Genomic DNA, 25541 nt, shown 5'->3' with positions numbered 1-25541 from the left:
GATTGGGGTAACAGGGCCAGTCAGCCTGGCCCCTGTGAATTACCGCATGGCGGTCAGCCGTACCGGCGCGTTTGCCGCACCGAAGCCGTGATAGCGACGCCGCCGCTCCAGTAGTTCAAAGAAAAAGCGCCCTTTTTCATAGGGTTCCGTATAGACGTGAAGCAGCTCTCCGCCCTGTTCATCGCGATCATACATCACGTCAAAGCGCTGTAACTGCGCCAGAAAATCCGGGTCGAGGTCAAAGCGCGCCAGCAGATCCTGATAATAGTTAGCGGGGATGCGCAAAGTTTTCAGGCCGCGTTCGCGGGCGGCTTTTACTGCGCTGAACAGATCGTCGCAACCAAACGCCACGTGCTGTAATCCCGCCCCCTGGTAGGTCGTCAACGCACGGGCGATCTGCGTTTCCCGGCTGACCGACATATTCAACGGCAGACGGATAGCATCATTCGGGCTGCGTAAAACACGGCTGCGCACCAGCCCAAGCGGATCAGGCAGTTCCCATTCGGTATCCTGAACAAAGCCCGGTACGCTGCGCAGGAACATAATCCAGTTGTCGCGCGTTTCATCCGGCAACGCGATCGCCAGATGATCCAGGGTCTGCATCGCAGGCTGAGGCGCGCTGCGATGCGTTAAATTGAAATCACTGTGGTAACCGTCCTGACCGGCGGGCTCGTCTTCCACCAGATAAATCAGGCTGCCATCCGGCGCGCATAAAGCCGGTATCTGACGTTCATTCGGGCCGGTTTCGCCCTGCCAGATAGCGTAGCCATAATCCTGCGCCCGCTGAATCAGGTTCTCCACGCCGCGTACGCGCCAGGCCACTGCACAGAGGGAAATACCATGCTGATGGTAGTAACCGCTGGCCTGGCTGTCGGGCTGCGCATTCAGAATGACGTTGACCTTGCCGTTGCGATAAAGCGAAACCTGTTTCGAACGGTGCTCGCCCGCGTGCACCAGGCCAAGCTGCGTGAGCCACTGCCCTAACGCCAGCGCATCGTTATGGCTGACGGCAAATTCAATAAACTCCAGTGCCATCAGCGGCGGCTGAGGCGCTGAGTGAAATAATTCTTCTCCCGCCAGCGAAGCCAGCGCGCTGGGCAGCAGCGGTTGCCTGACCAGCCAGTCGCGGGTTTGCTCCTCCAGCCACAACAGCGATCGGTAGCCGTCCTGCGCCGTCGGCACTACCGGTGAAGCGCGGAATCCGTCGTTAAAAATCTCCAGCGACCAGGCATCGCGATAGCCATGTGCTGACAGCTGCGTCATAAACTGCGTCAGATTCAGTTCCCCCTGGCCGGGGAAGCAGCGGAAGTGACGGCTCCAGGAAAGCACGTCCATTTTCAGCAGCGGCGCATCTGCCAGTTGCACGAACACTATTTTTTCGGGCGGCACGATGTCCAGGCCGTCAAGGCTGTCGCCGCGAGACAAAATATGAAAACTGTCGAGCACAATGCCAAAGGAGGGATGGTCCACCGCTTCCACGCGGGCCCAGGCATCACGCCACAGGCTGACATGTCGGCCCCAGGCCAGCGCCTCATAACCGAGGGTAATACCGTACTGCGCGGCCAGCTCCGCCAGCGCACGCAGATCGCTGACCTGGGTGTTGAAATCATCGCTGCAGTCGGGTGACACATTACTGCATACCAGCATCCGCTGGCAGCCCAGTTGCGTCATCACCTCAAACTTGCGCGCCGCACGGGCCAGATTTTGTGCCAGCCTGTCACGCGGGCCGCCTTCGAAGTCACGGAAGGGCTGGAACAGCAAAATTTCCAGCCCCAGCTCTTCGCACAGCTGGCGAATTTCCACGGGTGAGCCGGGATAATAGACTAAATCGTTGTCGAAAATTTCGACACCATCAAAGCCGGCGGCGGCGATTGCGCGCAGCTTTTCCGGCAGCGTGCCCGATACCGAGACCGTTGCGACAGAACGTTTCATTATTGCCTCCTGATAAACGGTCACAGGGTGACCTTAAAGCAGCCAGTCAGCAGCGAGGCGTTCTGCTAACGGAGATTGGCAATTGTTATGAACCAGATGGAACATTTCGTCAATGTGACAGGTCATGATTTTTGGTTATGAGCACAGCTACGTTTTTTCACTTTTCTTTTACAAGTTACGCTTCCTACACTCGTTCCTCTGTACGCGAAAAACAAAACAATAAGGATGCCTGGATGAAAAATGACTGGCCCGCCCGTGAACTGGTACACCGTGATTACCGCCATCACCCGCCGGCGCTTGCGCCGTTGTACAAAACCAGCATACTGCGCTCGCCGCGCAATGCGCTGATTTCTCTGCAAAATTCCTTATCGGAAATCACCGCGCCGGTGTTCACCCGTCAGGAGCTGGGCCCCCGGGACAGCGATCTGATTCTTAATTATGCGAAGGACGGCCTGCCGATTGGCGAGCGCATCATTGTGCATGGCTACGTGCGCGATGCGTTTGGTCAGCCGGTGCGGAATGCCCTGGTTGAGGTATGGCAGGCCAATGCTGGCGGTCGCTATCGTCATAAAAAAGATCAGTATCTGGCCCCCATCGATCCGAATTTTGGCGGCTGTGGTCGCATGCTGACCGACGACAATGGCTACTACTGCTTTCGGACCATTAAGCCCGGCCCCTATCCCTGGCGTAACCAGGTCAGCGACTGGCGTCCAGCCCATATTCATTTTTCCCTTTCTGGCGAAGCCTTTGCTCAGCGCTTGATTACGCAGATGTATTTTGAGGGCGATCCGCTGGTAGGACGCTGTCCTATCCTGCAGTCGGTAGGCAGCGAAGAAGCCGTCCGCACCCTGATTGCAGAGCTGGATACGCATTCGGCGATTCCCCTGGACTGTCTGGCCTATCGCTTTGATCTGGTATTGCGGGGTCACCGCGCAACCTGGTTCGAAAACCGCACTCAGGGAGCCGCATCATGAAAAACTATCTGCCTGAAACGGCCTCACAAACTGCCGGCCCTTACGTGCACATTGGCCTGGCACCGCATGCCGCGGGCTTTGATATCTTTGAACATAATTTCAGCGAGGTGCTCACGCAGCCGGAAACGCGCGGTGAGCGCATTACCGTTGAAGGCTGTGTTTACGATGGTTCTGGCACGCCGGTGCGCGATGTGCTGATTGAAGTGTGGCAGGCCAATGCCGCCGGGCGCTACCAGCATCCCGCTGATCAGCAGCACGACAAGCCGCTGGATCCGGCGTTTCGCGGCTGGGGGCGCACCTGCTCCGATTTTGACAGCGGCATCTGGCGTTTTGAAACCATCAAGCCCGGCAGCGTGACCGGCCGCGACGGACGTCCCATGGCGCCTCACCTCAACTTATGGATTGTGGCACGAGGTATCAATATCGGCCTGAACACCCGCCTCTATTTTGCCGATGAACAGGCGGCAAATGCCCGGGATCCGGTGCTGAATCTGATTGAGTGGGAGAAGCGGCGCAACACCCTGCTGGCACACCGTGAACAACGCGGCAGCGAAACGGTTTACCGTTTCGATATCGTTCTGCAGGGCGAAAACGAAACCGTATTTTTTGATGTCTGACGCTTAACAATCTCGCTACATTGTCCTTGCCGCTGCGGCGGCAAATTCTTACCATGAGCCATGGATAGTGTTTCCCGGTTCAGTCAGCGCGTGCGCCTGCGTCATCTTCACGCTTTTGTTGCCACCGCGCAGCAAGGGACGCTGGGCCGTGCCGCCCGCCAACTGGGTATTACTCAGCCCGCCTTATCGAAAACCCTCAGCGAACTGGAATACCTGACCGGTGAACAACTGCTGGTGCGCAGCCGCCAGGGAACAGCGCTGACCGCCAGCGGGACGCGCTTTCTGCATGACGCCATTCGCATCCTGGATGCACTTACGCTGGTCGATCAGGTCATGCGTCCGGACAGCGCGCCACATCTCGCGCCTCTGCATATCGGTGCCTTGCCGACCGCCATCGGCAGCGTGGTTGCGCCGGTGCTGGCCAGCCTGCAGCAGCACTATCCGGGCTGGCGTATACAGGTCACTACGCTTTCGAACGACGCGCTGCTGATGGCGATAAAGTCGGGGCAAATGACGCTGGGAATCGGACGGATGGCGGAACCGGTTCTGATGGACGGTCTGAACTTTGAACTGTTGTATCTGGAAACACTGCGTCTGGTCGTGGCCCCGCACCATCCCTTGCTGCATGCGGGCGTGACCCTGGCAGAAGCGCTCAGTTGGCCGTTGATCCTTTCGCCACGCGGCACCGTACCGCGTCAAAATGCGGAATCGCTGATGACCAGCCATGGGCTGACCCTGCCCGAAGGCGCGGTAGAAACCCTGTCAACGACGCTGGCGCGGCGGCTGACGCAAAACCACGGTTACGTCTGGCTGGTGCCCTACGGCGCGGTGCGCGACGACTTAACGAGTAATCAGCTTCGGGCTCTGCCGCTGCCGAACCAGGGCATGGCCGAAGCGGTGGGCATCCTGACCCGTCAGCAGCATACACCGCCCCCTGAACAACAACATCTGGTGGCGGCATTGCGTCAGCGGGTGCTGGATGTCCCGGTCTGACACCGCGATTTAACGGGCACTATCCCGCTCGTCGAAAATGCTTTGCGCCAGGTGGAAGGCCGCGTTCGCCGCAGGCAGGCCACAATACAACGCGGCATGCATCAGCACCTCTTTGATCTCATCCCGACTGACCCCGTTGTTGAATGCGGCCCGCAGATGCATTTTCAGTTCGGCTTCACGGTTAAGCGCAATCAGCATACCGATGGTGATCAGGCTGCGCGTGTGGCGCGACAATCCGGGCCGGGTCCAGATCTCTCCCCAGGCGTAACGACTGATGAAGTGTTGAAATTCGTCGTTCAGAGGGGACAGATTCTCCAAAGTGCGGTCCACATGCGCGTCACCGAGTACCGCGCGGCGCACCGTCATTCCCTGCTGATAACGCTGCTGCTGCGTCAGTTGCGCGTCAATAAACGGCTGCAGGGCACGATTAAACGCCAGCCACACCTCCACACTGGAGAGATGCGACGCAGGCAACACCACCAGCTGCGCGCCGTGGATGTGCGCCACCATGGCTTCTGCGTCGGCCACCGTCGTCACGGCATCGTCCCGCCCCGCAATGACCAGCACAGGAAGATGAATGGCCGCCAGTTCGTGACGTAAATCTGCGGCAGCCAGCGCATCGCAGCAGTCCGCATAACTTTCTGCATCACAGGCACGCAGTTGCGTGAGCAACGCCTGCACGGTGGCGGGTGCCCGTTCGCAGAACGCCGGCGTAAACCAGCGTGCGGCGGCCCCGTCAGCAATCGCCGCCATACCGTACTGACGCACCTGCGCTGCGCGCTGCTGCCAGGCCGCAGACTCACCGATCTTCGCGGCGCTGTTGGCGACCGTGAGCGTGATCAGGCGATGAGGATGGAAACGGGCCAGCCAGAGTCCGGTCAGCCCGCCCATCGAAATGCCGCAAAAATGCACCCTGTCGATAGCCAGCTTATCCAGCAGCGACAGCACCGCCCTCCCCAGCTGTTCCAGCGAACGGGTTTGTCCGTTCGGTGCCGAGGCACCGTGCCCCGGGACATCGTAACGCAGAATGCGATAATGACCGATCAGCGCATCGCGCTGGGGCTGCCACATGTCTGCCGCCGTTCCTAAGGAGTTGCTGAATAACACCACCGGAGCATCGTCTGGCCCCTCAAGGATGTAATGAAGTGTCATGATTCCCTCGCCGCCGCTAAAACCTGTTGAATAAAGCGCGCCGCACTGCCCGTGGCATTGGCCGGGTCGAGCAGCGCCTCCAGCGTTGAATGACTCAGGCGCGTTCTGACCGTTTCATCCGCGCTCAGTACGGACAACAAACTCTGCTGTGTGTCCAGCGCCCGGCGGCAGCACTGCTCAATATGATGGTGCGCCTGCTGGCGTCCCATCTCGTTCGCCAGCGCCAGCGTGACCGCTTCCGCCATAATTAATCCCTGCGTCAGGCCAAGGTTACGTTGCATGGCATCTTCATGCACCTCCAGCCCGTCGATCAGTTCCGTGCTGTGGGCCAGCGCCGCGCCGCTTAATATGATCAGTTGCGGCAGGCTCTGCCACTCGGCCTGCCAGCCACCCAGCGCACGCTCGTGTTCCTGCACCATCCCGGCATACAGACCGGACATCAGCGCCGGTACCCGATTGGCCGCGCTGAGAATGGCGGCGCACAGTACCGGATTACGTTTATGCGGCATGGTTGAGGAGCCGCCGCGCCCTGCCGCCTGAGGTTCGCTGATCTCCCCTACCTCGCTCTGCATCAGCAGCGACATATCCCGCGCCAGCTTGCCCAGCGTCCCGGTCAGGCCGGCATACCAGCCTGCCAGCTCGGTAAGCCTGTCGCGCTGAGCATGCCAGGGCGTGGCGCTACGCGGCAAATTCAGCGCCTCGGACAGTGCCTGCTCGACCTGCTCGCCTTTATCGCCCAGCGAGGCCAGCGTGCCTGCCGCCCCGCCAAACTGCAGCGCCAGTACCCGCGTCTGCATCGCCCTGAGGCGTTGTCGATCGCGTACCAGGGCGTCCAGCGTGCCTGCCAGCTTCAGCCCAAGGGTAACGGGCAAGGCATGTTGCAACCACGTGCGTCCGACCATCAGCGTTTTGCTGTGCCGTTCGCACTGCGCGCTCAGCACGGCAATCAGCCGATCCAACAGCGTAGCCGTACCGCTGAGCGCCGCGCGCAGTTGCAGCATCAGTCCGCTGTCGATTGCGTCCTGGCTGGTTGCGCCCCAGTGGACATAGCGCGCCGCCTCGGGCGATCGGGCAGCCACCAAAGCGGTCAATTGTTTGACGAGGGGAATCGCCAGGTTGCCGGCCAGCCCTGCGGCCTGGGTCAGCGCAGCGGCATCGATCGCGTCGGCACGGCAGCAGTCCTGAATGATCTGCGCAGATTCGCGGTCCATCAGCCCCGCACTGGCAAGCGCCTGTGCCAGGCCAGCTTCAAAATCCAGCATCCCCTGCAGCAGCGCCGTATCGCTGAAGCCCTCACTGAGAGGAGAAGCCATAAACATGGCGCGGTAAAGAGACATTAATTATACCCGTTCCAGAATAAGTGCGATTCCCTGCCCGACACCGACGCACATGGTGCAGAGTGCGTAACGTCCTCCGGTGCGCCGCAGGTGATAGGCCGCGGTCATGGCCAGCCTGCCACCGGATGCGCCGAGCGGATGGCCCAGCGCTATTGCGCCGCCGTTAGGGTTCACCTGCGCGGCATCGTCGGCCAGCCCGAGCGCCCGCGTCACGGCCAGCGCCTGGGCAGCAAACGCTTCATTTAATTCGATTACGTCCATTTGTGCCAGCGTCAGGCCACTCTGGGCCAGCACTTTGCGTACCGCAGGTACGGGACCATAACCCATGATACGCGGTTCAACGCCGCAGGCAGCCATCGCGACCACACGCACCAGCGGCGTGAGGCCGTGGGCGGCAACCGCGTTTTCACTGGCGAGTAATAAGGCGCAGGCCCCGTCATTGATGCCCGAGGCGTTGCCTGCCGTCACGCTGCCGTCCGGCGTCACGACGCCTTTTAATCCCGCCAGCGCCGCCAGGGAGGTACTGCGCGGATGCTCATCGCAGGCAACAGTGATAGCTTCACCTTTGCGCTGCGGGAGAGTGACGGTCATCAGCTCGTCACTGAACAGGCCCATCTCCTGCGCACGCGCGGTACGAAGCTGGCTGCGTAACGCAAAGGCATCCTGATCGGCGCGGCTGATAGCAAAATCGCGTGCCACGTTTTCCGCCGTTTCCGGCATGGTTTCAACGCCAAAGCGGGCGCGCATCTGCGGGTTGATGAAACGCCATCCCATGGTGGTGTCTTCCATTTTCAGGCTGCGACTAAACGCGCTTTCTGCTTTTCCGGTCACGAAGGGCGCGCGCGACATACTCTCTACGCCGCCTGCGATCATGACCTCGGCTTCGCCGCATTTTATTGCCCTGGCCGCCATGCCGATGGCATCCAGCCCCGAACCGCAAAGACGATTGATCGTCGTGCCAGGCACGCTGGACGGCAGCCCGGCCAGTAACAGGGCCATACGCGCCACGTTACGATTGTCTTCGCCTGCCTGATTGGCGCAGCCATAGATCACATCATCGATCGCCTGCGCGACAGAAGCAGGCTGACGGGCAAGCAGCGCCGCCAGCGGTAAGGCCGCCAAATCGTCTGCCCGAATTCCCGCGAGCGCGCCGCCATAACGGCCAAATGGCGTGCGGAGCGCATCACAAATAAAAGCCTGTTGCATTCGCGGTTCCTCAGGCGGTGGTCGCCAGTTCAGGTTGCAGTAAACGCACCGGCGTGACCGCCTGGAGCGCCTCGAAACTCAGCCCGGGGCAGCACTCGACCACCAGCGGACCGTCCGGCGTAATATCAATCACGGCCATATCCGTATAGATCCGGCTGACGCACCCCAGCCCGGTGAGCGGATAGCTGCACTGCTTCACCAGCTTGCATTCCCCTTTTTTCGTCAGGTAGTCCATCATCACGTAAACCTTGCGCGCGCCAATGGCGAGATCCATGGCGCCGCCGACAGCAGGAATTGCATCCTGCGCACCGGTACTCCAGTTCGCCAGATCGCCGCTGACGGATACCTGGTACGCGCCCATGACGCAGATATCCAGATGCCCGCCACGCATCATGGCAAAGGAGTCGCCATGATGGAAAAAGCAGCCGCCCGGCAGCAGGGTTACCAGCTCTTTTCCGGCATTGATCAGCTCCGGATCGGCGTCTTCCGGCGCAGGCGCTGGCCCCATGCCGAGCAGTCCGTTTTCGCTGTGCAAAAAGATTTCTTTGTCCGCAGGCAGATAGTTCGCAATGCGGGTCGGCAGGCCAATCCCCAGGTTAACGTAAGCCCCTTCCGGAATATCGCGCGCCACGCGCTGTGCCAGTTGGTCACGGGTGAGTTTTTGCATTGCCGACTCCTCAGGCTGAAACGGTCAGGGTAACGGGATGGGGAACGCACACCAGGCGCTGGACAAAAATGCCCGGCGTGACGACGTTTTCAGGATCGAGCTGGCCCAGCGGCACCAGCTCTGCTACCTGGGCAATGGTCGTGGTGGCGGCCATCGCCATCACGGGGCCAAAATTCCGCGCCGCTTTGCGATACACCAGGTTGCCCCAGCGGTCGCCCTGATGGGCTTTGATAAGCGCGAAATCGGCTTTGAGCGGTTTTTCGAACACGTAATGGCGGCCATCGATTTCCCGCGTTTCCTTGCCTTCCGCCAGCGGCGTGCCAAAGGCGGTGGGGGTGAAAATGCCGCCTAAACCGCTGCCTGCGGCCTGCATCCTGGCGGCAAGGTTGCCCTGTGGCACCAGCTCCAGTTCAATCTCTCCACGACGATAGCGCTCATCGAACACCCAGGAGTCAACCTGGCGCGGAAATGAACAAATCATTTTATCAACGCGGCCTGCCTTAAGCAGCGCGGCCAGGCCGCTGTCACCGTTGCCAGCGTTATTGCTGATCACCGTCAGCCCGCGAGCGCCGCTTTCGATCAACGCATCGATCAGTTCCAGCGGCTGACCGGCAGGTCCAAATCCGCCAATCATGATGCTGGCCCCGTCCGGGATGACCGCCACGGCCTCTGCCAGTGTTGCCACACTTTTATTGATCATTAGCTGTTCCTTTAGCCCGGCATCAGCCGGTTGGTAGTGAATAGCCAAAAAGTAGATCGCTCTGTGAGCGCAAACAATACCGATTATCGAAATAGTGTGCGATTATCGGTCACTGGCAAAACCAAATAGCACAATGTGATCGTTCGCACAGTTGCAGGACGATCCAGTTAATCTCGGGAGAAAAGCATGACGGATGACGATCAGACGCTGCGCGGCAGCAGCGATCCCTGGAAAGGGGATCCGAACTTTATGGCTTCACTGGCGCGTGGGCTGGAAGTCTTGCAGGCATTCACCCCACAGCGACGCGTGATGTCCGTGTCGCAAATCAGTCAGCGCACCGGTATTCCGCGCGCAGCCGTGCGGCGCTGTCTGTATACCCTGAGTAAGCTGGGTTTTGTCTATGCCGAAGATGGTAAAAACTTTGAACTGCGTCCGCGCGTGCTCACTCTGGGTCATAACTGGCTGGGCGCCACGCCGCTCGCCAGCGCCTCACAGCCGGTTTTACGCCAGCTGAGCCAGACGCTGAACGAGTCCTGCTCAATGGCGGTGCTGGACGGGGATGACATTCTCTATATCGCCCGCGCGTCCGCGTCGCGCATCATGACGATCGACCTGCATATCGGCAGTCGTCTGCCCGCCAGTACCACCTCCATGGGCAGAGTGCTGCTGAGCGGGCTTGCCGCTGAGCCATTGAACGACTATCTGGCGCGGCTGACCCAGCTGCGTTATACCAGCCACACGCTGGTCAGCAGCAGCGCACTGCGTGAAGAACTGGCCCGCGTCCGGCAGCAGGGTTACGCCATTAACGATCAGGAACTGGAAATCGGTCTGCGTTCGCTTGCCGTGCCGCTTTGTGGCGCGGACGGACGCATCGTGGCCGCTCTGAACGTCGGCGTCCATGCCGGACAGGTTTCTGCGGATACGCTGCGTCAACACCATTTGCCGCTACTGCAGGAGGCCGCACGGGAAATCTCCCTGTTGCTGCGCGAATAATCTGTGTTGCCCCTCAACGTCATCGCCGAATTCGTGCTAACGTGAAGGCTCAGGTGCAAGCGGCAAGGCAGGGAGTTCATGACCACAAAAAAAATTGATACCACACTCGTCAGCGCAGGACGCGATAAACGTTATACCCAGGGTTCGGTGAATGCGGTCATTCAGCGAGCCTCGTCGCTGGTTTTCGATACCGTTGCGGAGAAAAAACGCGCGACCGCAGGGCGGGCAAAGGGCGAACTGTTTTATGGTCGTCGTGGCACGCTGACCCACTTTGCCTTGCAGGACGCCATGACAGAGCTGGAAGGCGGCGCGGGCTGTGTGCTGTATCCTTGCGGCGCCGCAGCGGTCTCTAACGCTATTCTGGCGTTTGTTGAAGCAGGCGATCATGTGCTGATGAGCGGCGCGGTGTATGAACCAACCCAGGATTTCTGCACCAAAATCCTTGCTAAACTTCAGGTCTCCACCACCTGGTTTGATCACGGCATCGGCGATGCGATCGCCACCCTGATTCAGCCCAACACGCGCGTGGTGTTCCTGGAGTCGCCCGCCTCCATCACGATGGAAGTGCAGGACGTCCCCGCCATTGTGGCGGCGGTGCGCGCAAAAGCACCGGACGCGATTATTATGATCGACAACACCTGGGCGGCGGGCGTGCTGTTTCGTCCTCTAGCGCTGGGCGTGGATATTTCGATTCAGGCTGGCACCAAATACCTGATTGGTCACAGCGATGCCATGATTGGGACCGCCGTCGCTAATGCCCGCTGCTGGGATCAACTGCGCGAGAACAGCTACCTGATGGGGCAGATGGTGGATGCCGATACCGCCTACATGGCCAGCCGGGGGTTACGTACGCTGGGCGTACGTCTGCGGCAGCATGAAGAAAGTGCACTTCAGGTCGCGGAATGGCTGGCCGCCCGCCCGGAGGTCGCCAGAGTGAATCATCCGGCGCTGCCCTCATGCCCCGGTCACGCCTTCTGGCAACGCGACTTCAGCGGCAGCAGCGGATTATTTTCGTTTGTGCTGAAGGAAAAACTGAGCCGCGAGCAGTTAGCGATGTATCTTGATCATTTTCAGCACTTTAGCATGGCGTACTCATGGGGCGGTTATGAGTCGCTGATTTTAGCCAGTCAACCCGAAGAGCTGGCGGCTATTCGCCCGGCGGGCGGCATTGATTTCAGCGGTACGCTGGTACGGCTGCACATCGGTCTGGAACATGTGGATGATTTACTGGTTGATCTTGACGCGGGTTTTGCACGCCTGACGCGCTAAAAGAGTAAACCTGATATAAACCAGATACAGACCCGTGTGATATATCGACAGGCCACAGCCAGATAGATGTTAAAATTCTCTTAATATAAAAGTGTTCAGCGAGCAGAAGAACCCCCGCAGGTTAAGGTTGTCGCCCACTCTGGGGCAGGCGACAACCAAGAGGTCAGGCCGATCTGAACACTATAATTCAGCATGATTGTGACGTAATGGGATAGCTAATGGGTGTTTTACATGAGATTGTGCACGCGCTTTGGCATCAAGACTTCGCCGCGCTGGCCAATCCGGAAGTGGTATGGATCGTCTACAGCGTGATGTTTATGACGCTATTCCTGGAAAATGGTTTACTGCCCGCCTCTTTTCTGCCCGGCGACAGTCTGCTGCTGCTGGCTGGCGCGATGGTAGCCAAAGGCGTGATGGATTTTTTCCCCACGCTTTTGATCCTGACCACCGCCGCCAGTCTGGGCTGCTGGCTCAGTTACCTGCAAGGCCGCTGGCTGGGTAATACCCGACTGGTTAAGAGCTGGCTGATGCAGCTTCCGGCACAATATCACCAACGCGCATGGAATATGTTTAATCGTCATGGCCTGATGGCGCTGCTGGTGGGACGTTTTCTGGCCTTTATTCGTACCATTTTGCCAACAATGGCGGGCATTTCCGGCCTGAAGAACAGCCGTTTTCAGCTGTTTAACTGGCTGAGCGGTCTGCTGTGGGTGGGCATTGTGGTGACGCTGGGTTACGGCATCAGCCAGGTGCCGTTTATCAAACGGCACGAAGATCAGGTGATGGCTGTCCTGATGGTATTACCGATGGTGCTGCTGGTCGTCGGGCTGGTTGGCAGCATCGTGGTTATCTGGAAAAAACGTCGTCAAAGAGCCTGATCACGCGTGCGTCAGGCGGGCGGTTCGGCCACCGTCTGACGCACCCGATTCACTTCCTCACCCGGCGTCACGCCAAAGTAGCGCTTAAACTCCCGCGAAAACTGCGACGGACTCTCATAACCGACGCGCACCGCCGCGACGCTGGCTTTCAGGCCATCCTGCAGCATCAGTAAACGCGCCTGATGCAGGCGATACCGCTTGAGATACTGCAGCGGCGACGTCTGCGTCACCGCTTTGAAATTATGATGAAACGCTGAGACACTCATGTTCACCTCTGCCGCCAGCGTGTCCACGCTGAGGTTGTCGGCATAGTGATTCTCTATACGGCGCAGTGCCCGGGCAATCTGGCTGAACTGCGTCTGACGACTCACCAGTGACAGCAGTGCACCCCCAATCGGGCCGGTCAGCACATAGTAAAGAATTTCCCGCACAATCTGTGGCCCCAGCACCCTTGCATCACGAGGCTGGGTCATCACATCCAGCAGGCGTTCTGCCGCACACAGCATCGGCTCCGTGAGAAAGGCAGAGTGAATGCCCGAGGTCAACGGCTGAGGCTGAAACCCTTCGTCATCACCGATGTCCATCAGCAAATCCTGCAGGCTGGCCGTATCCACGCGCAGGCACATCCCGGCCAGAGGCTGCTCGGGTGACGCCCAGGTTTCACATTCGACCGGGAGCGGCACGGTGAGCATCAGGTATTTTGTGGCGTCGTACTGAAAAACCGTACTGCCCAGATAACCGGTTTTGCTGCCCTGAAACAAAATGACAATGCCGGGCTGATACATGATGGGCTCACGCGGTCGGTGCTGCCCCGCATAAATCAGTGAGACATTTTCCACCGGACACAGCTGTTCGCGTCCGTTCGTCATCAGCGTGACCACCTGTTGAGCCAGCCGCTGACACAGTAAGTCGTGGGGCATCATCACTCCTGAAAATTAAAAGCGCAGTTTGCCGCGCGCCTGGTTAAATCGCCAGCAAAATGGAGAATCAGGCAAGAAGTTTACAGGATCAGGCAGGGTTATCCTCGCCTGTTCGCAGGCAGCCTGAAAATTGTTAGCTAGACTTAAGCACAGCGAAGATTCCCTGGTTTACTGCAAATGTAAGGAGCAGGATATGGCAGACCAACCTATTATCAAACTGCACGACGGTAACATGATGCCACAGCTTGGACTTGGCGTGTGGCAAGCCAGCATGGAAGATGCGCGCAACGCCGTGCTGAAAGCGCTGGACGTTGGCTATCGTTCAATTGATACCGCCGCCGCGTACAAAAATGAAGAAGCGATTGGTCAGGCGTTACAGGAAACCGATGTCGCGCGTGAGGATATTTTTATCACCACTAAACTGTGGAATGCTGACCAGCAAAATGTCCAGCAGGCACTGGAAACCAGTCTGCAAAAACTGAAGCTGGAGCAGGTAGATCTGTATCTGATGCACTGGCCGTGCCCGGAGAAAGATCAGTACGTTGACGCCTGGAAGAACATGATTGCGATGCAGCAACAAGGCCTGGTCAAAAGCATCGGCGTCTGTAACTTCAACCAGCCGCACCTGAAACGTCTGCTGGAAGAAACCGGTGTAACCCCGGTGATCAACCAGATCGAGCTGCATCCGATGCTGCAACAGCGCACGCTGCATGCCTGGAACGCCATGCACCAGATTCAGACCGAGTCCTGGAGTCCCCTGGCTCAGGGCGGCGAAGGCGTATTCGATCAGGAAATCATCAAGTCTCTGGCCAAAAAATACGGTAAGACGCCGGCGCAAATCGTTATCCGCTGGCATCTGGACAGCGGGCTGGTGGTTATCCCGAAATCCGTCACGCCGGCACGCATCGAAGAAAACTTCAATGTGTTCGATTTCCGCCTGGATAAGGCAGAAATGAGTGAGATTGCCCAGCTTGATACCGGTAAGCGTTTAGGTCCTGACCCGGATACGTTTAACGGCTAACACGGGCGCATCGGACCCGATGCACGCCTCGTGCAGGCCTCTCCTCCGGGAGGGGCTTTTTTACGGTTAGCGCCCACGCAAAATGTTAAACGTCCTTAAAATGTATGACAAAACGCATAATAATTACGCAACGCCTTTCTGGGCAGTGCGCGGCGCCGGGCAAAAAAACCCTTCCCTGACCGAAATCCCCCTGTCTTTCCGCTCTGTTAAATCAAATTTTTTGCGCTGAACGCTGACACCTTAATTTCTCCTTGTATTTTGTCTTTTAAATCAGAAACTTAAAATTCAAATCACCTCACCTTACCTTGTTATAACAGGTAAAATTTTGCAACACACCGAAGCCGCTCCGCTTTTGTGAAAACGTCGTTGTGCAGGTAATACTGTTTTCTGTCACACCTGTCGCGTGATCCCGGCTACCACCATTGAACGTCATTTCACGGTTTTCAGAACGTTAAGCGACTTAACCAGGGAGCGTATCATGTCGGTTATCAATACCAATATCGTGTCGTTGATCGTTCAAAACGATCTGTATAACTCTCAAAATGCTTTATCGACCGCCATTGAGCGCCTGTCTTCAGGTTTGCGCATTAACAGTGCGAAAGATGATGCGGCGGGAATGGCGATTGCTAATCGTTTGACCTCAAACATCGACGGCATGACGGTAGCGGGCAGGAATGCCAATGATGCGATTTCGCTATCACAAACCGCTGAAGGGGCGCTCTCCACGATTAACGACAACCTGCAACGCATACGTGACCTGACGGTGCAGGCGCAAAATGGCAGCAACTCCGCTGCGGATATCGACTCTATTCAGACAGAAGTGAATCAGCGAATGGAGGAGATTAACCGTATTACCGCACAAACGAATTTTAACGGCATTAGTATGCTGAATACCGGCTCGGGCTCGGCTGCGTATCGCTTTCAGGTCGGTGCGGAAGACGGCGAAACGATCACGATCGATCTGGATGCCAGCGACAGCTATAACCTTCTGAAAGCGGGTACCACCGGCTCGACACTTAATATCCGGCAAATGACCTCAGGAGATACCGTAAATGGCGTGGCCCGTACGGTTGCGGCAGAAGGCTTTGACGTTTTAAAAGGGGATGTTACCGGCGGAGCAAGTGGAACCGCGACAGACGGTACGCCTTTGGCCGATCTCGATCGGGCGATTAAATCCGTTGATAGTCAGCGTAGTATGCTGGGTGCCTATGAGAACCGCTTTCAGTCGGTTATCGCCAACCTGAACAATATGGTCACAAACCTTACCTCTGCCCGTAGCAGGATAGAGGACGTGGACTACGCTGCGGAGGTATCGGCGATGTCACAGGCGCAGATTTTACAGCAGGCCGGTACCGCCATGCTGGCCCAGGCAAATCAGATGCCCCAACTGATGTTGCAGCTTCTGCGCTAGCCAAACGCAAAAGCTGAAAGCCCTGCCCGGCACAGTCTGCTCCGTTATGCCGTGGCAGGCTGCACCAGCAGCTGACCTGCCGTTCCCCGATCCGCCAGCTCCAGCGTCTGACTGTAATAGACAAACGGGAAATGGTCTGAAGAGCTTTGGGTAAAGTTGACCAGCAGTTCGACCTCGCCGTCCACCCAGACGGTGTCTTTCCAGCCCCGGTCTTCCCCCATCGACTGCGCACCGTTCACGCTCTTAATCAGGAACATTACGCCCTGAATATGCAACGATTGCGGACGATCGGCACGGATAATCCAGCGCTCAAATGTGCCCTGCTGCGCGGTGGTATCAATGCGGTTCATATCCCACACGGCACCGTTGATGCCGGGCATACTGTCGCCAATACGAAACTCCCGGGTACGCACCGAAGCGCCGTCCAGAATCTGATCGGCCAGTAAACGCATTGGCAGATTATCCGTCACCAGCGGCAGCAGGCCAGTGGGGCGAAGCGTGAGCACCAGCGTTGAGGTCAAAATCGTCGAAGGCTCGAAGAAACCGCGCAGGCGATCCATGATGCCAGCCGCGGTGCCCGCCGTAATGGAGACCTCATCCCCTTGCGACATATCCACCAGAACTTCGCGCCGCTCACCGGGAGCCAGCGTTAACCGCTGTACCGCTACCGGCGACGGTAAAAAACCCTGATCGCTGGCGATGACCGTAAACGGTCGGTTATCACTGATGCTGAGTTCGTAACGTCGGGCATTGGAGGCATTGAGCAACCGCAGGCGCACCCAGCCGCGTGATACCTCAATAAACGGATTGCGTACGCCATTAACCAGCAGCGTATCGCCCAGGAAACCGCCGTCAGCGGGTGGGTCATAAACCGGTGTCGCAAAGTTATCCAGCCGCTTGTCCTGAATGATCAGCGGAAAGTCATCCACGCCATAGTGTTTTGGCAACGGAAGCTGCTTACTGAGGTCGTCCTCGATCAGCCACATGCCCGCCAGGCCGTTATAGACGTGCGGTGCCATGCGGTTTGGCGTGTTGGCGTGATACCAGCAGGTGGCGGCGTTCTGACGAATCGGTAACACCGGTGCCCAGTCGACGCCCGCTGACATCATCCGCGGCGCGCCGCCCATCAGTGCCCCTGGCACCTGCAGGCCGCTGACGGTCATCGAAACCGGTTCATTGAGGCGGTTGCTGTAGATCAGTTTGACATCATCGCCGCTGTAAACACGGACAGTTGGCCCAAGGTACATGCCATTGATGCCCCAGACCGGCACCTTGTTATTGTCACCGTTAAACGACCAGTGGCTGCGCTGTAAGGTCAGAAACAGCGGCTGACCCCGGCGGGATTCGATCAACGGCGGAACGGGAAGCGGCGTGTCACCACGCAAGGAAGCGGCACGTGCCGCATGCGGCATTACCGTGGCACTGAGCGCCACACCGGCAGAAAGCTGGATAAACTGACGTCTGCTGAAAGACATGAAATTTCAGACCTTTTACGCGTGGCGCTGAAACGCCAACCCTGTTTTTATTGCTGTCATTGCTGTGCTGCTTTCACGGCGAGCGACGCAGGACGTCACTCGCCGTGGGGCATCCATGCAGAATAGTCCGACAACGGATTTGCCGGTTAGATTTTACCGTTTTTTTCGCGTTCTTCGACTTCGGCGTTAAGCTCTTCCAGCTTCGCCGCCATCAGTTCACGACAGTGGGTAGCCAGTTTGCGCACAGACGACGACTCAAATTGTTTGACGTCTACCGGCGGCAGCATTTCCACAATCACCAGGCCGTTTTTCAGGCGGTTGAGGTTAATTTTATTGTGCGTATTGGACACCACAATCGGAATGATCGGGACGCCGGCCGCCACCGCAGCGTGAAACGCACCGGTTTTAAACGGTAATAATCCCCGCCCGCGACTGCGCGTACCTTCAGGAAACATCCAGAACGAAATCCGTTTTTTATTGAACTGCTCAACCAACTCGCCAATGGTGCCGTGTGCTTTGGCCCGGTTGTCACGGTCAATCAGCAGATTACCGGTCAGCCAGTAAAGCTGACCAAAGAACGGTATCCACAGCAGGCTTTTTTTCCCCACGGTCACGGTGGTGGGCTGCACAATTTTAGCGGCCGTCACCATATCGTAGTTGTTCTGGTGATTAGCGATATAAATCGCATTACCGTAATTATCCGCGCCCTCTGGGCGACGAAGTTCAACCTTCAGACCGAACAGCGTCGATAATTTGCCAAACAGATGACCAAAGGTGGCGACGTGACGCGGATTACGCGGCGAGAACAGACACCAGATGCAGCCAAATACACAGACCAGAATCGAATAAATTACCACAATAATCGTGCGTAATATCAGTAACATAGCTTCCTCAATGTAACACGGCTGGCGATGAACCAGCCGGATGAATTACGCGTCGCTGTCAGCGCTGTCAGGACGTGCCGGGGCATCCAGTTCGACCCGATCAATTTTTTGCAGACCGCGCGGTAACAGCGTGCCACGGCGACCCCGATCGGCACGGAATTTCTGCAACTCTTCACTGCGCAGCAACAGCTTGCGTTTACCGACGTGCAGCGTAATCGCGCTGCCTGGTGGCAGAATCATGAGCCAGGCCAGTTTATCCGTGCCCGCTGCGGCATCTGCCGACGGAATCGAGATAATCTTGTTGCCCTTGCCTTTCGACATTTGCGGCAACTCGCCGACCGGGAACATCAACATCCTGCCCGCCTGAGTGATCGCTAACAGCATGTCGTCTTCATGATGCACAGCCATCGGCGTAATGACGCGCGCATTCTCCGGCAGGGTCAGCAGCGCTTTGCCCGCACGGTTGCGCGAAATCAGATCGTTGAAGGTGCAGATAAAGCCATATCCGGCATCCGAAGCCATTAGCAGGCGCTGCTCTTCCGGCTCCATCAATACCTGTTCAACAACCGCACCCGGTGGTGGCGTCAGTTTACCGGTCAGTGGCTCGCCCTGCCCGCGTGCCGACGGCAGCGAGGTGGGATCCAGCGTATAGCTGCGGCCAGTGGAATCGATAAAGGCCACAGGCTGATTACTCTTGCCGCGTGCCGCCGCCAGGAAGCTGTCACCGGCTTTATAGCTCAGGCCCGCCGGGTCAATATCATGTCCTTTGGCGCTGCGCACCCAGCCCATCTGCGACAGAACAATCGTAACCGGCTCAGACGGAACCAGCTCGGTTTCGCTGAGCGCTTTGGCTTCCTCACGTTCACGCAGAGGCGAACGGCGATCATCACCAAAACTGTTGCTGTCTGCCTGCAGCTCTTTTTTCAGCAGCGTATTCATTTTGCGTTCAGAGGCCAGCGTCGCCTGCAGCTGATCGCGCTCTTTTTCCAGTTCGCTTTGCTCACCGCGAATCTTCATCTCTTCCAGCTTCGCCAAATGGCGCAGCTTGAGTTCAAGAATCGCTTCGGCCTGGGTTTCACTGATCTCAAAGCGCGACATCAGCACTGGCTTTGGTTCGTCCTCGGTACGGATGATGTGAATGACTTCATCAATATTAAGGAAGGCCACCAGCAAACCGTCCAGGATATGCAGACGGCGCAGCACGCGTTCTAAACGATGATTCAGACGGCGACGAACAGTATCGCGACGGAACACCAGCCATTCAGACAGGATTTCCAGCAGGTTTTTCACGGCCGGACGGTTATCCAGTCCGATCATATTCAGGTTGATACGGTAGCTTTTTTCCAGATCGGTCGTGGCGAACAGGTGGTTCATAACCTGATCCAGATCGACACGGTTTGACCGGGGCACAATCACCAGGCGAGTCGGGTTTTCGTGATCGGACTCATCACGTAAATCCTCGACCATTGGCAGCTTTTTATTGCGCATCTGGCTGGCAATCTGCTCCAGTACCCGGGCACCGGACACCTGGTGCGGCAGCGCGGTGATCACCACCTCGCCGTCCTCTTTTTTCCACACCGCACGCTGGCGAATCGAGCCGCGCCCGTTCTGATAGATTTTGCGAATCTCGTCGCGTGGCGTAATGATTTCGGCTTCGGTCGGGAAATCCGGCCCTTGCACAATCTCCAGCAGCGCATCCAGGCTGGTTTTCGGATCGTCAATCAGGGCGATAGCGGCCTGCGCCACTTCGCGCAGGTTATGCGGCGGAATATCGGTTGCCATGCCCACCGCGATCCCAGTAGTGCCGTTCAGCAGAATGTTTGGCAGGCGCGCCGGCAACATCTTCGGCTCCTGCATCGTGCCGTCAAAGTTTGGCACCCAGTCTGCCGTGCCCTGCCCCAGCTCACCCAGCAGCACTTCGGCATACTTCGACAGGCGAGACTCGGTATAACGCATGGCGGCGAAAGATTTAGGATCGTCAGGTGCCCCCCAGTTTCCCTGGCCATCGACCAGCGGATAACGGTAGGAGAACGGCTGTGCCATCAACACCATGGCTTCGTAACAGGCGCTGTCACCATGAGGATGGTATTTACCCAGCACGTCACCCACGGTACGGGCCGATTTTTTAAATTTGGCGGTAGCGTTAAGCCCCAGCTCCGACATGGCATATACAATGCGGCGCTGGACGGGTTTCAGGCCGTCGCCAATGTAAGGCAACGCACGGTCCATGATGACGTACATGGAGTAGTTTAAGTACGCATTCTCAGTAAACGTATGCAGGGCAAGACGCTCTGCACCATCCTGCGTCAATTCGCTCATTAAGTCCTCATCCTCACATCGTGACCCGCAACGGCGGATCACCCGGCGGTTGTTTGGCGAGGATAGTACCTTATTCGTGGGTATTAGTCACAGTCCTGGAGCGGGCTGGTCACTCTTTTTTCCCTGTTTTCCGGTCGCCGAAAAAACCACACCGGTAAAAATCCCCGTGCGCTTATTTTTAATAGTTTGTGACCTTCCTCGCAATTAATTATCAGCTTATTTATAGCGTATTAATCCTGTCCCGTTCCCGGGACAACATTTAGTATTGTTGCTTTTTCTTTCACCACCTAAATTCAATTTCAGCGACATATACCGGTTTTATTTTATGCCCTGGTTGGATTTAACGAATTGCCACTTAAGCACCGCTAACGAAATAATAGACAGGTGACTGAATGCAAAATCTGACTTCACGACAACACCGATTACTGAAATTACTGTTACAGGCGGGCACGCCGCTGGCGTTAGCGCAATTAGCCCAACAGTTAACCGTTTCTGAAAAAAGTATTTATCGCGATTTACAAAGTCTGGAACCCTGGCTGCATGGCTGGCAGGCGCAACTGGTGAAGCTGCCTGGCCGCTGTGTGGCGCTGGAAACATACGATCATGAACAGCGGCTGCGCTTGCAGCAGCATGTTGCCAGCGACGATAACTGGTCTGCGGGCTTAAGCAACAATGCGCGGCGGGTAAAAATCCTGTCCCAGTTGCTACGAGACGCGCCACGTGAAACCTCGATCAGTAAGTTATCTGAACGTTATTTCATCAGTCACGCTTCGATTGTTAATGACCTCAAGGTGATTGAAGAGTGGTTGCAACCGCTGGCGCTGGAGCTGGTCCGTAGCCAGAGCGGCACGCATGTGGCAGGCAGCGAACAGGCACTGCGCCAGGCCATGGTTTTGCTGATTAACGACGTTATGCAGCATAACACGGGCAGCAATATGGCCCTGCCGCGGCTCGACCCCGGCAGTTATCAGGCGCTGATCCACTATTTCGGCGAAGAGGACGTGGCCTTTGTGCAGCGCTTACTGCAGCAAATGGAGCAGCAGCTTGGCTACCCTTTGAGCGATGCGTATTACCTCAATCTGTCCACCCATATTCTGATCATGATTCACCGTATGGCGCAGGGCAAAGCCTTGTCCCTGCCGCTGGCTCTGAGCGCGTCAGAAATGGACAACCGCATTCTGAAGATTGCCCGCCAGATGGTAGTACAGATTGAACAGCGGCTGGGGCAATCCGCGCCCGCGGATGAAGTGGGATTTATTTATCAATATATTATTTCATCGGGCATTGTAGTCGAAGAACGCGGCAGCCACATGCTATCGCACTCTCCTTTTTCAAATGCAGCATCGCGCAATATTACGCTCGAATTAATTCATTGCTTTTCCGCATTCATCCAAAAGGATCTGTCGACCGATTCTTTATTATTTGAAGGTTTGCTATTCCATATTAAGCCGCTACTTAACCGGCTTAAATATCATATTACGATTCGCAATCCCTTACTCGATGACATAAAAGCGGAATTACAGGATATTTTCACGCTGACCCAACGCGCCATGCAGGTAACGGCCGAGCGGTTTCATTATGGGCCAATCGCTGACGATGAGATCGGTTATCTGTGCGTGCATTTTCAGGCCGCGCTTGAACGGCAAATCGCCCATAAACGTATTTTGCTGGTGTGTTCCAGCGGCGTCGGCACGTCGCATTTGCTGAAAAGTCGCATCCTGCGCGCCTTTCCGGACTGGATTATCGTGGGCGTTATTTCGGCCAGCACGCTGGACGACTTTTGTCAGCAGGAGCCGGTGGATCTGGTCATCTCCACCATTCATCTCGATATCAGCACCTTGCCCACCGTGTATGTTACTGCGTTTTTTAACGACGACGATATTCGCCGGGTGACGGACGCCATGATTGGTCGCCAACTGCCACAGGCCGCAACGCGCGCACTGGCAGAACATTAACTGAATGAGGTCTGATTAATGGATATTTCTCGCATTCTCACGCCATGCCGCGTCAATCTCAATCTGCAGGCCAGCAGCAAAGAAGCGGCCATTATCGAACTGACGGAGTTGCTGTTCAGTGACGGTGTCATTAGCGATAAAGAGGCCTTTATCCGCGATGTCTGGCTACGCGAGGCGGAGGGATCGACCGGGTTTGAGAATCATATCGCCATTCCTCACGGTAAGTCCTCTGCCGTTAAGCAAACCACGCTGGCCATCGGGCGCAGCCAGCAGGATATCCCCTGGGAGACGCTGGATGGCAGCAAGGTGCGCTGCATCATCCTGTTTGCCGTGCGGCTGGAAGATCAAAATACGACCCATATTCGCCTGCTGTCACAGGTGGCCAGTGCGCTGGCCGATGATGAGGTGATTGCGCAACTGCTGGTGGAAAACGATCCCAGCGAAATCATTCGGCTGTTTAGTCAGTACGCCGAAACCGACCTCTGTTAACCCTGGAGTCCGAGGTAATCATGAACATTGTCTGTGTTGCCGCCTGTACGGCGGGCATCGCGCATACCTACATTGCGCGTGAAAAAATGATCAAAGGCGCTCACGCCCTTGGCCACACCATCCATGTGGAAACGCAGGGCACCATCGGGACAGAAAACACCCTGGATGCCGAAACGATAGCGGCAGCCGACGTGGTGATCCTGGCGGTGGACGTGAAGATCACCGGCGAGGAACGTTTTCGGGGCAAACCGATCGTGCGGGTGAAAACCGAAGTGGTGATCAAGTCGCCCATCAAGTTTCTGGAAAAAGTGGCGGATTCACTGGCGCGTGCCTGAGGAGATCCACAATGAACGCTAACAAAAGCCAGTACGGGCAAGCGATCAAAGGCCATCTGTTAACCGGGATCTCCTGGATGATCCCGCTGATTGTCGCCGCCGGGATCTGCATTGCGCTGGGTCAGGTGATTGGCGGGCCCGATGTGGGTAAACATCCCGGTACGATCGCCTGGATGCTGAACCAGATCGGTGGCTGGGGCATGGGCTTAATCGTCCCGTTGATCAGTGCGGCTATCGCTTACTCGATTGCCGACAGGCCGGGCTTCGCGCCGGGTTTGATCGTCGGGTTTATCTGCGGACAGATTGGCACCGGCTTTATCGGCGGCATCCTGGGTGGCTTCCTGGTGGGTTACACGGTGATTTTGCTGCGGCGCAGTATCCGGTTGCCACAGTCGATGCAGGGGCTGATGCCGATTATGGTCTTGCCCGTACTGAGCACCATCATTGCCGGGCTGCTCATGATGACATTTATCGGTCAGCCCATTGTCTGGCTGCAAAAGGCGCTGATCGCCCTGCTGGAATCAATGCAGGGTGGCTCTAAGTTCATCATGGGGGCGATTCTGGGGGCGATGGCGACCTTTGACTTCGGCGGACCGGTCAATAAAACCATGTCGCTGTTTGCGGATGGCATGCTGGTGGACGGCATTTACGGGCCGGAAGCGGTCAAATTTGCCGGTTCGATGATCCCGCCCTTTGGCATCACGCTCTCCTGGCTGCTCACGCGCCATAAGTACACCCGCGCGGAAAAAGAAGCTCTGAAAGCGGCCTTCCCGATGGGGATCTGCATGATCACCGAAGGTGTGATCCCCATTGCCGCACGCGATCTGTTCCGGGTCGTCGGGAGTTGTGTGGTTGCCTCAGCCGTTGCTGGTGGCCTGATCATGGTCTGGGGCGTGGAAGCGCCAGTGCCTCACGGCGGCATGTTTGTCGTACCGCTGTTCACCAAACCCGGGTTGTTCTGCCTGGCGCTCGGTATCGGCACCACGATCTGTGGCGTCATGCTTTCGCTGCTGAAAAAGCCCGTCACTGAAGCCGACGAAGAGTTTGACGACGTGGAAGATCACACCGTTCGCGACGACGACATTAAATTCACACTGGAATAAGGAGTGAGTATGTACGCGGCAATGAACGACCTGATAAGCCAGGCTGCGCAGAAAAAATATGCCGTTCTGGCCATCAACTGCTTCAACCTGGAAAGTGCCCGGGCGGCGGTTAAGGCGGCGGAGCAGCAGCGTGCGCCCCTGATACTGAATGTGTATCAAGGCCATAGCCGTCATTTTTCGCCAGCCATCGCGGTGCCGCTGGTGCAGGCGCTGGCGGCAGAGGCCAGCGTACCAATCGCGCTGGCGCTCGATCATGGCAAGGCCTTTCCGCTGATTGGCCAGGCCTTTCGCGCAGGCTTTACCGGGCTGATGATCGATGCTTCGGCGGAGCCGCTGGCCGAAAATATTCGTCAGACGGCCCGCGTGGTCGACATGGCCCACACCGCCGGGGTTTGCGTCGAAGGTGAACTGGGCCATATCGCCGATGCGCCCACCTACGCGCTGGCCGACGCGGCGGTCAAAATGACCCAGGTGGCGGATGTCCTGCCGTTTCTTGAGCAGACCCATATCGATCTGCTCGCGGTTTCGGTTGGCACCGCGCATGGGCTTTATCCCGCTGGGGTACAGCCGACAATCGATTTCCAGCGTCTGGCAGACCTGCACGCGGCCTCATCGCGCCCACTGGCGCTTCACGGCGGCAGTGGCACGCCAGCGGACGATATTCGGCGCGTCAGTCAGCACGGCGTCGCCAAGATTAACGTTGGCGCGGCGGTATTTGAAGCCGGTAAACAGGCGCTGCACCAGGCGCTTAAACGCCATCCCACCACCGAACTGCCGGACTTACTCGCCCTGATGGAGTCCGCCTGTTGTGAAGTCGTCAGTGACTATCTGAGCTGGTCTGGCTCCGCCCGCCAGGCCTGATGGCTTTCTGCTGTAACCCGGTGCGCGTCACTGAACGTCAGCGCAGGGCA

General features: G+C 57.3%; 23 protein-coding genes and 1 pseudogene. 13 read left to right on the top strand and 11 right to left on the bottom strand.

The window, feature by feature from the left end; translation table 11 throughout:
- Positions 1-39: 39 nt before the first annotated feature.
- Positions 40-1932 carry a sugar phosphate isomerase/epimerase and 4-hydroxyphenylpyruvate domain-containing protein gene (locus C7434_RS15295; protein ID WP_033739778.1) on the bottom strand — a complete coding sequence of 631 codons (1893 nt, stop codon included), beginning with the start codon at positions 1930-1932 and terminating at the stop codon, positions 40-42.
- A 233-nt stretch (positions 1933-2165) separates the two neighbouring features.
- Between C7434_RS15295 and pcaH the strand changes: the two genes are divergently transcribed.
- From pcaH to C7434_RS15280, 3 genes are read left to right on the top strand one after another with little or no spacing between them, the layout of a single operon-like run.
- Positions 2166-2906 carry a protocatechuate 3,4-dioxygenase subunit beta gene (gene pcaH, locus C7434_RS15290; protein ID WP_033739780.1) on the top strand — a complete coding sequence of 247 codons (741 nt, stop codon included), beginning with the start codon at positions 2166-2168 and terminating at the stop codon, positions 2904-2906.
- Positions 2903-3523 carry a protocatechuate 3,4-dioxygenase subunit alpha gene (gene pcaG / locus C7434_RS15285; RefSeq protein ID WP_033739781.1) on the top strand — a complete coding sequence of 207 codons (621 nt, stop codon included), beginning with the start codon at positions 2903-2905 and terminating at the stop codon, positions 3521-3523. Before pcaH ends, pcaG begins: the two co-directional genes overlap by 4 nt.
- A gap of 60 nt (positions 3524-3583) precedes the next feature.
- Positions 3584-4516: a LysR substrate-binding domain-containing protein gene (locus C7434_RS15280; RefSeq protein WP_033739783.1), complete on the top strand. Its 933-nt coding sequence runs from the start codon at positions 3584-3586 to the stop codon at positions 4514-4516.
- 9 nt (positions 4517-4525) lie between these two features.
- On the opposite strand, the gene pcaC is transcribed toward C7434_RS15280, so the two are convergent.
- The 6 genes and pseudogenes from pcaC to C7434_RS15255 all read right to left on the bottom strand — a co-directional run bounded on the left by pcaC (position 4526) and on the right by C7434_RS15255 (position 9578).
- Positions 4526-4912, bottom strand: coding sequence for a 4-carboxymuconolactone decarboxylase (gene pcaC, locus C7434_RS22225; RefSeq protein WP_206536933.1), 387 nt, complete (start codon positions 4910-4912; stop codon positions 4526-4528).
- 9 nt (positions 4913-4921) lie between these two features.
- A pseudogene (gene pcaD / locus C7434_RS22220) lies at positions 4922-5668 on the bottom strand (3-oxoadipate enol-lactonase); the annotation flags it as partial.
- Entirely contained in the window at positions 5665-7005 is a 1341-nt protein-coding gene (locus tag C7434_RS15270) for a 3-carboxy-cis,cis-muconate cycloisomerase (RefSeq protein ID WP_033739785.1), read from the bottom strand. The gene C7434_RS15270 and the pseudogene pcaD, both read right to left, overlap by 4 nt.
- A 3-nt stretch (positions 7006-7008) precedes the next feature.
- Positions 7009-8211: a 3-oxoadipyl-CoA thiolase gene (gene pcaF / locus C7434_RS15265; protein ID WP_033739787.1), complete on the bottom strand. Its 1203-nt coding sequence runs from the start codon at positions 8209-8211 to the stop codon at positions 7009-7011.
- A 10-nt stretch (positions 8212-8221) separates the two neighbouring features.
- Positions 8222-8878 carry a 3-oxoacid CoA-transferase subunit B gene (locus C7434_RS15260; protein ID WP_033739788.1) on the bottom strand — a complete coding sequence of 219 codons (657 nt, stop codon included), beginning with the start codon at positions 8876-8878 and terminating at the stop codon, positions 8222-8224.
- A 10-nt stretch (positions 8879-8888) separates the two neighbouring features.
- The gene (locus C7434_RS15255; RefSeq protein WP_054633141.1) at positions 8889-9578 is read right to left on the bottom strand and encodes a 3-oxoacid CoA-transferase subunit A; all 690 of its coding nucleotides are present in this window, start codon (positions 9576-9578) and stop codon (positions 8889-8891) included.
- A 186-nt stretch (positions 9579-9764) separates the two neighbouring features.
- On the opposite strand from C7434_RS15255, the gene C7434_RS15250 reads away from it, so the two are divergent.
- The 3 genes from C7434_RS15250 to C7434_RS15240 all read left to right on the top strand — a co-directional run bounded on the left by C7434_RS15250 (position 9765) and on the right by C7434_RS15240 (position 12718).
- Complete coding sequence (locus tag C7434_RS15250; RefSeq protein ID WP_033739792.1) at positions 9765-10571, top strand: IclR family transcriptional regulator C-terminal domain-containing protein; 807 nt, start codon at positions 9765-9767, stop codon at positions 10569-10571.
- Positions 10572-10649: 78 nt separating this feature from the next.
- Positions 10650-11840: a cystathionine beta-lyase gene (metC, locus tag C7434_RS15245; protein WP_133745626.1), complete on the top strand. Its 1191-nt coding sequence runs from the start codon at positions 10650-10652 to the stop codon at positions 11838-11840.
- 218 nt (positions 11841-12058) lie between these two features.
- The gene (locus tag C7434_RS15240; protein WP_006118175.1) at positions 12059-12718 is read left to right on the top strand and encodes a DedA family protein; all 660 of its coding nucleotides are present in this window, start codon (positions 12059-12061) and stop codon (positions 12716-12718) included.
- Positions 12719-12729: 11 nt separating this feature from the next.
- On the opposite strand, the gene C7434_RS15235 is transcribed toward C7434_RS15240, so the two are convergent.
- The gene (locus C7434_RS15235) at positions 12730-13638 is read right to left on the bottom strand and encodes an AraC family transcriptional regulator (RefSeq protein WP_033739797.1); all 909 of its coding nucleotides are present in this window, start codon (positions 13636-13638) and stop codon (positions 12730-12732) included.
- A 193-nt stretch (positions 13639-13831) separates the two neighbouring features.
- On the opposite strand from C7434_RS15235, the gene dkgA reads away from it, so the two are divergent.
- Positions 13832-14659 carry a 2,5-didehydrogluconate reductase DkgA gene (dkgA, locus tag C7434_RS15230; RefSeq protein WP_006118176.1) on the top strand — a complete coding sequence of 276 codons (828 nt, stop codon included), beginning with the start codon at positions 13832-13834 and terminating at the stop codon, positions 14657-14659.
- Positions 14660-15137: 478 nt separating this feature from the next.
- Positions 15138-16070 carry a flagellin gene (locus C7434_RS15225; protein WP_033739799.1) on the top strand — a complete coding sequence of 311 codons (933 nt, stop codon included), beginning with the start codon at positions 15138-15140 and terminating at the stop codon, positions 16068-16070.
- Between the two features lie 44 nt (positions 16071-16114).
- On the opposite strand, the gene ftsP is transcribed toward C7434_RS15225, so the two are convergent.
- The 3 genes from ftsP to parC all read right to left on the bottom strand — a co-directional run bounded on the left by ftsP (position 16115) and on the right by parC (position 20748).
- Positions 16115-17545 carry a cell division protein FtsP gene (ftsP, locus tag C7434_RS15220; protein WP_039342152.1) on the bottom strand — a complete coding sequence of 477 codons (1431 nt, stop codon included), beginning with the start codon at positions 17543-17545 and terminating at the stop codon, positions 16115-16117.
- Between the two features lie 146 nt (positions 17546-17691).
- Positions 17692-18429: a 1-acylglycerol-3-phosphate O-acyltransferase gene (locus tag C7434_RS15215; protein ID WP_039342149.1), complete on the bottom strand. Its 738-nt coding sequence runs from the start codon at positions 18427-18429 to the stop codon at positions 17692-17694.
- Positions 18430-18474: 45 nt separating this feature from the next.
- The gene (parC, locus tag C7434_RS15210; protein WP_133745625.1) at positions 18475-20748 is read right to left on the bottom strand and encodes a DNA topoisomerase IV subunit A; all 2274 of its coding nucleotides are present in this window, start codon (positions 20746-20748) and stop codon (positions 18475-18477) included.
- A 392-nt stretch (positions 20749-21140) separates the two neighbouring features.
- Here parC and C7434_RS15205 point away from each other — a divergent pair, with 392 nt between their 5' ends.
- From C7434_RS15205 to C7434_RS15185, 5 genes are read left to right on the top strand one after another with little or no spacing between them, the layout of a single operon-like run.
- Entirely contained in the window at positions 21141-22703 is a 1563-nt protein-coding gene (locus C7434_RS15205; RefSeq protein WP_133745624.1) for a transcription antiterminator, read from the top strand.
- 18 nt (positions 22704-22721) lie between these two features.
- The gene (locus C7434_RS15200) at positions 22722-23192 is read left to right on the top strand and encodes a fructose PTS transporter subunit IIA (protein WP_133745623.1); all 471 of its coding nucleotides are present in this window, start codon (positions 22722-22724) and stop codon (positions 23190-23192) included.
- Between the two features lie 20 nt (positions 23193-23212).
- A complete protein-coding gene (locus C7434_RS15195) occupies positions 23213-23527 on the top strand; it encodes a fructose PTS transporter subunit IIB (RefSeq protein ID WP_133745622.1) in 315 nt (104 codons plus the stop codon).
- Positions 23528-23538: 11 nt separating this feature from the next.
- Positions 23539-24630, top strand: a complete 1092-nt coding sequence (locus tag C7434_RS15190) for a PTS fructose transporter subunit IIC (RefSeq protein ID WP_054633136.1) — start codon at positions 23539-23541, stop codon at positions 24628-24630.
- A gap of 9 nt (positions 24631-24639) precedes the next feature.
- The gene (locus C7434_RS15185; RefSeq protein WP_133745621.1) at positions 24640-25491 is read left to right on the top strand and encodes a class II fructose-bisphosphate aldolase; all 852 of its coding nucleotides are present in this window, start codon (positions 24640-24642) and stop codon (positions 25489-25491) included.
- The last annotated feature ends 50 nt before the right edge of the window (positions 25492-25541 follow it).

This window comes from Pantoea sp. PNA 14-12 (genome assembly GCF_004364735.1).
Taxonomy (GTDB): domain Bacteria; phylum Pseudomonadota; class Gammaproteobacteria; order Enterobacterales; family Enterobacteriaceae; genus Pantoea; species Pantoea stewartii.
Note: the sequence above shows the minus strand (reverse complement) of the source record. Positions and strands in the feature narration are given on the sequence as shown.

Excerpts from the sequence above, each read along its gene's own strand:
- pcaH (WP_033739780.1), top strand. The coding sequence starts at position 2,166 with ATGAAAAATGACTGGCCCGCCCGTGAACTGGTACACCGTGATTACCGC.
- metC (WP_133745626.1), top strand. The coding sequence starts at position 10,650 with ATGACCACAAAAAAAATTGATACCACACTCGTCAGCGCAGGACGCGAT.
- pcaG (WP_033739781.1), top strand. The coding sequence starts at position 2,903 with ATGAAAAACTATCTGCCTGAAACGGCCTCACAAACTGCCGGCCCTTAC.
- pcaF (WP_033739787.1), bottom strand. The coding sequence starts at position 8,211 with ATGCAACAGGCTTTTATTTGTGATGCGCTCCGCACGCCATTTGGCCGT.
- parC (WP_133745625.1), bottom strand. The coding sequence starts at position 20,748 with ATGAGCGAATTGACGCAGGATGGTGCAGAGCGTCTTGCCCTGCATACG.
- C7434_RS15235 (WP_033739797.1), bottom strand. The coding sequence starts at position 13,638 with ATGCCCCACGACTTACTGTGTCAGCGGCTGGCTCAACAGGTGGTCACG.
- C7434_RS15250 (WP_033739792.1), top strand. The coding sequence starts at position 9,765 with ATGACGGATGACGATCAGACGCTGCGCGGCAGCAGCGATCCCTGGAAA.
- C7434_RS15195 (WP_133745622.1), top strand. The coding sequence starts at position 23,213 with ATGAACATTGTCTGTGTTGCCGCCTGTACGGCGGGCATCGCGCATACC.
- dkgA (WP_006118176.1), top strand. The coding sequence starts at position 13,832 with ATGGCAGACCAACCTATTATCAAACTGCACGACGGTAACATGATGCCA.
- C7434_RS15190 (WP_054633136.1), top strand. The coding sequence starts at position 23,539 with ATGAACGCTAACAAAAGCCAGTACGGGCAAGCGATCAAAGGCCATCTG.
- C7434_RS15225 (WP_033739799.1), top strand. The coding sequence starts at position 15,138 with ATGTCGGTTATCAATACCAATATCGTGTCGTTGATCGTTCAAAACGAT.
- C7434_RS15240 (WP_006118175.1), top strand. The coding sequence starts at position 12,059 with ATGGGTGTTTTACATGAGATTGTGCACGCGCTTTGGCATCAAGACTTC.
- C7434_RS15200 (WP_133745623.1), top strand. The coding sequence starts at position 22,722 with ATGGATATTTCTCGCATTCTCACGCCATGCCGCGTCAATCTCAATCTG.
- C7434_RS15255 (WP_054633141.1), bottom strand. The coding sequence starts at position 9,578 with ATGATCAATAAAAGTGTGGCAACACTGGCAGAGGCCGTGGCGGTCATC.
- ftsP (WP_039342152.1), bottom strand. The coding sequence starts at position 17,545 with ATGTCTTTCAGCAGACGTCAGTTTATCCAGCTTTCTGCCGGTGTGGCG.
- C7434_RS15295 (WP_033739778.1), bottom strand. The coding sequence starts at position 1,932 with ATGAAACGTTCTGTCGCAACGGTCTCGGTATCGGGCACGCTGCCGGAA.
- C7434_RS15205 (WP_133745624.1), top strand. The coding sequence starts at position 21,141 with ATGCAAAATCTGACTTCACGACAACACCGATTACTGAAATTACTGTTA.
- C7434_RS15260 (WP_033739788.1), bottom strand. The coding sequence starts at position 8,878 with ATGCAAAAACTCACCCGTGACCAACTGGCACAGCGCGTGGCGCGCGAT.
- C7434_RS15185 (WP_133745621.1), top strand. The coding sequence starts at position 24,640 with ATGTACGCGGCAATGAACGACCTGATAAGCCAGGCTGCGCAGAAAAAA.
- C7434_RS15215 (WP_039342149.1), bottom strand. The coding sequence starts at position 18,429 with ATGTTACTGATATTACGCACGATTATTGTGGTAATTTATTCGATTCTG.
- C7434_RS15270 (WP_033739785.1), bottom strand. The coding sequence starts at position 7,005 with ATGTCTCTTTACCGCGCCATGTTTATGGCTTCTCCTCTCAGTGAGGGC.
- C7434_RS15280 (WP_033739783.1), top strand. The coding sequence starts at position 3,584 with ATGGATAGTGTTTCCCGGTTCAGTCAGCGCGTGCGCCTGCGTCATCTT.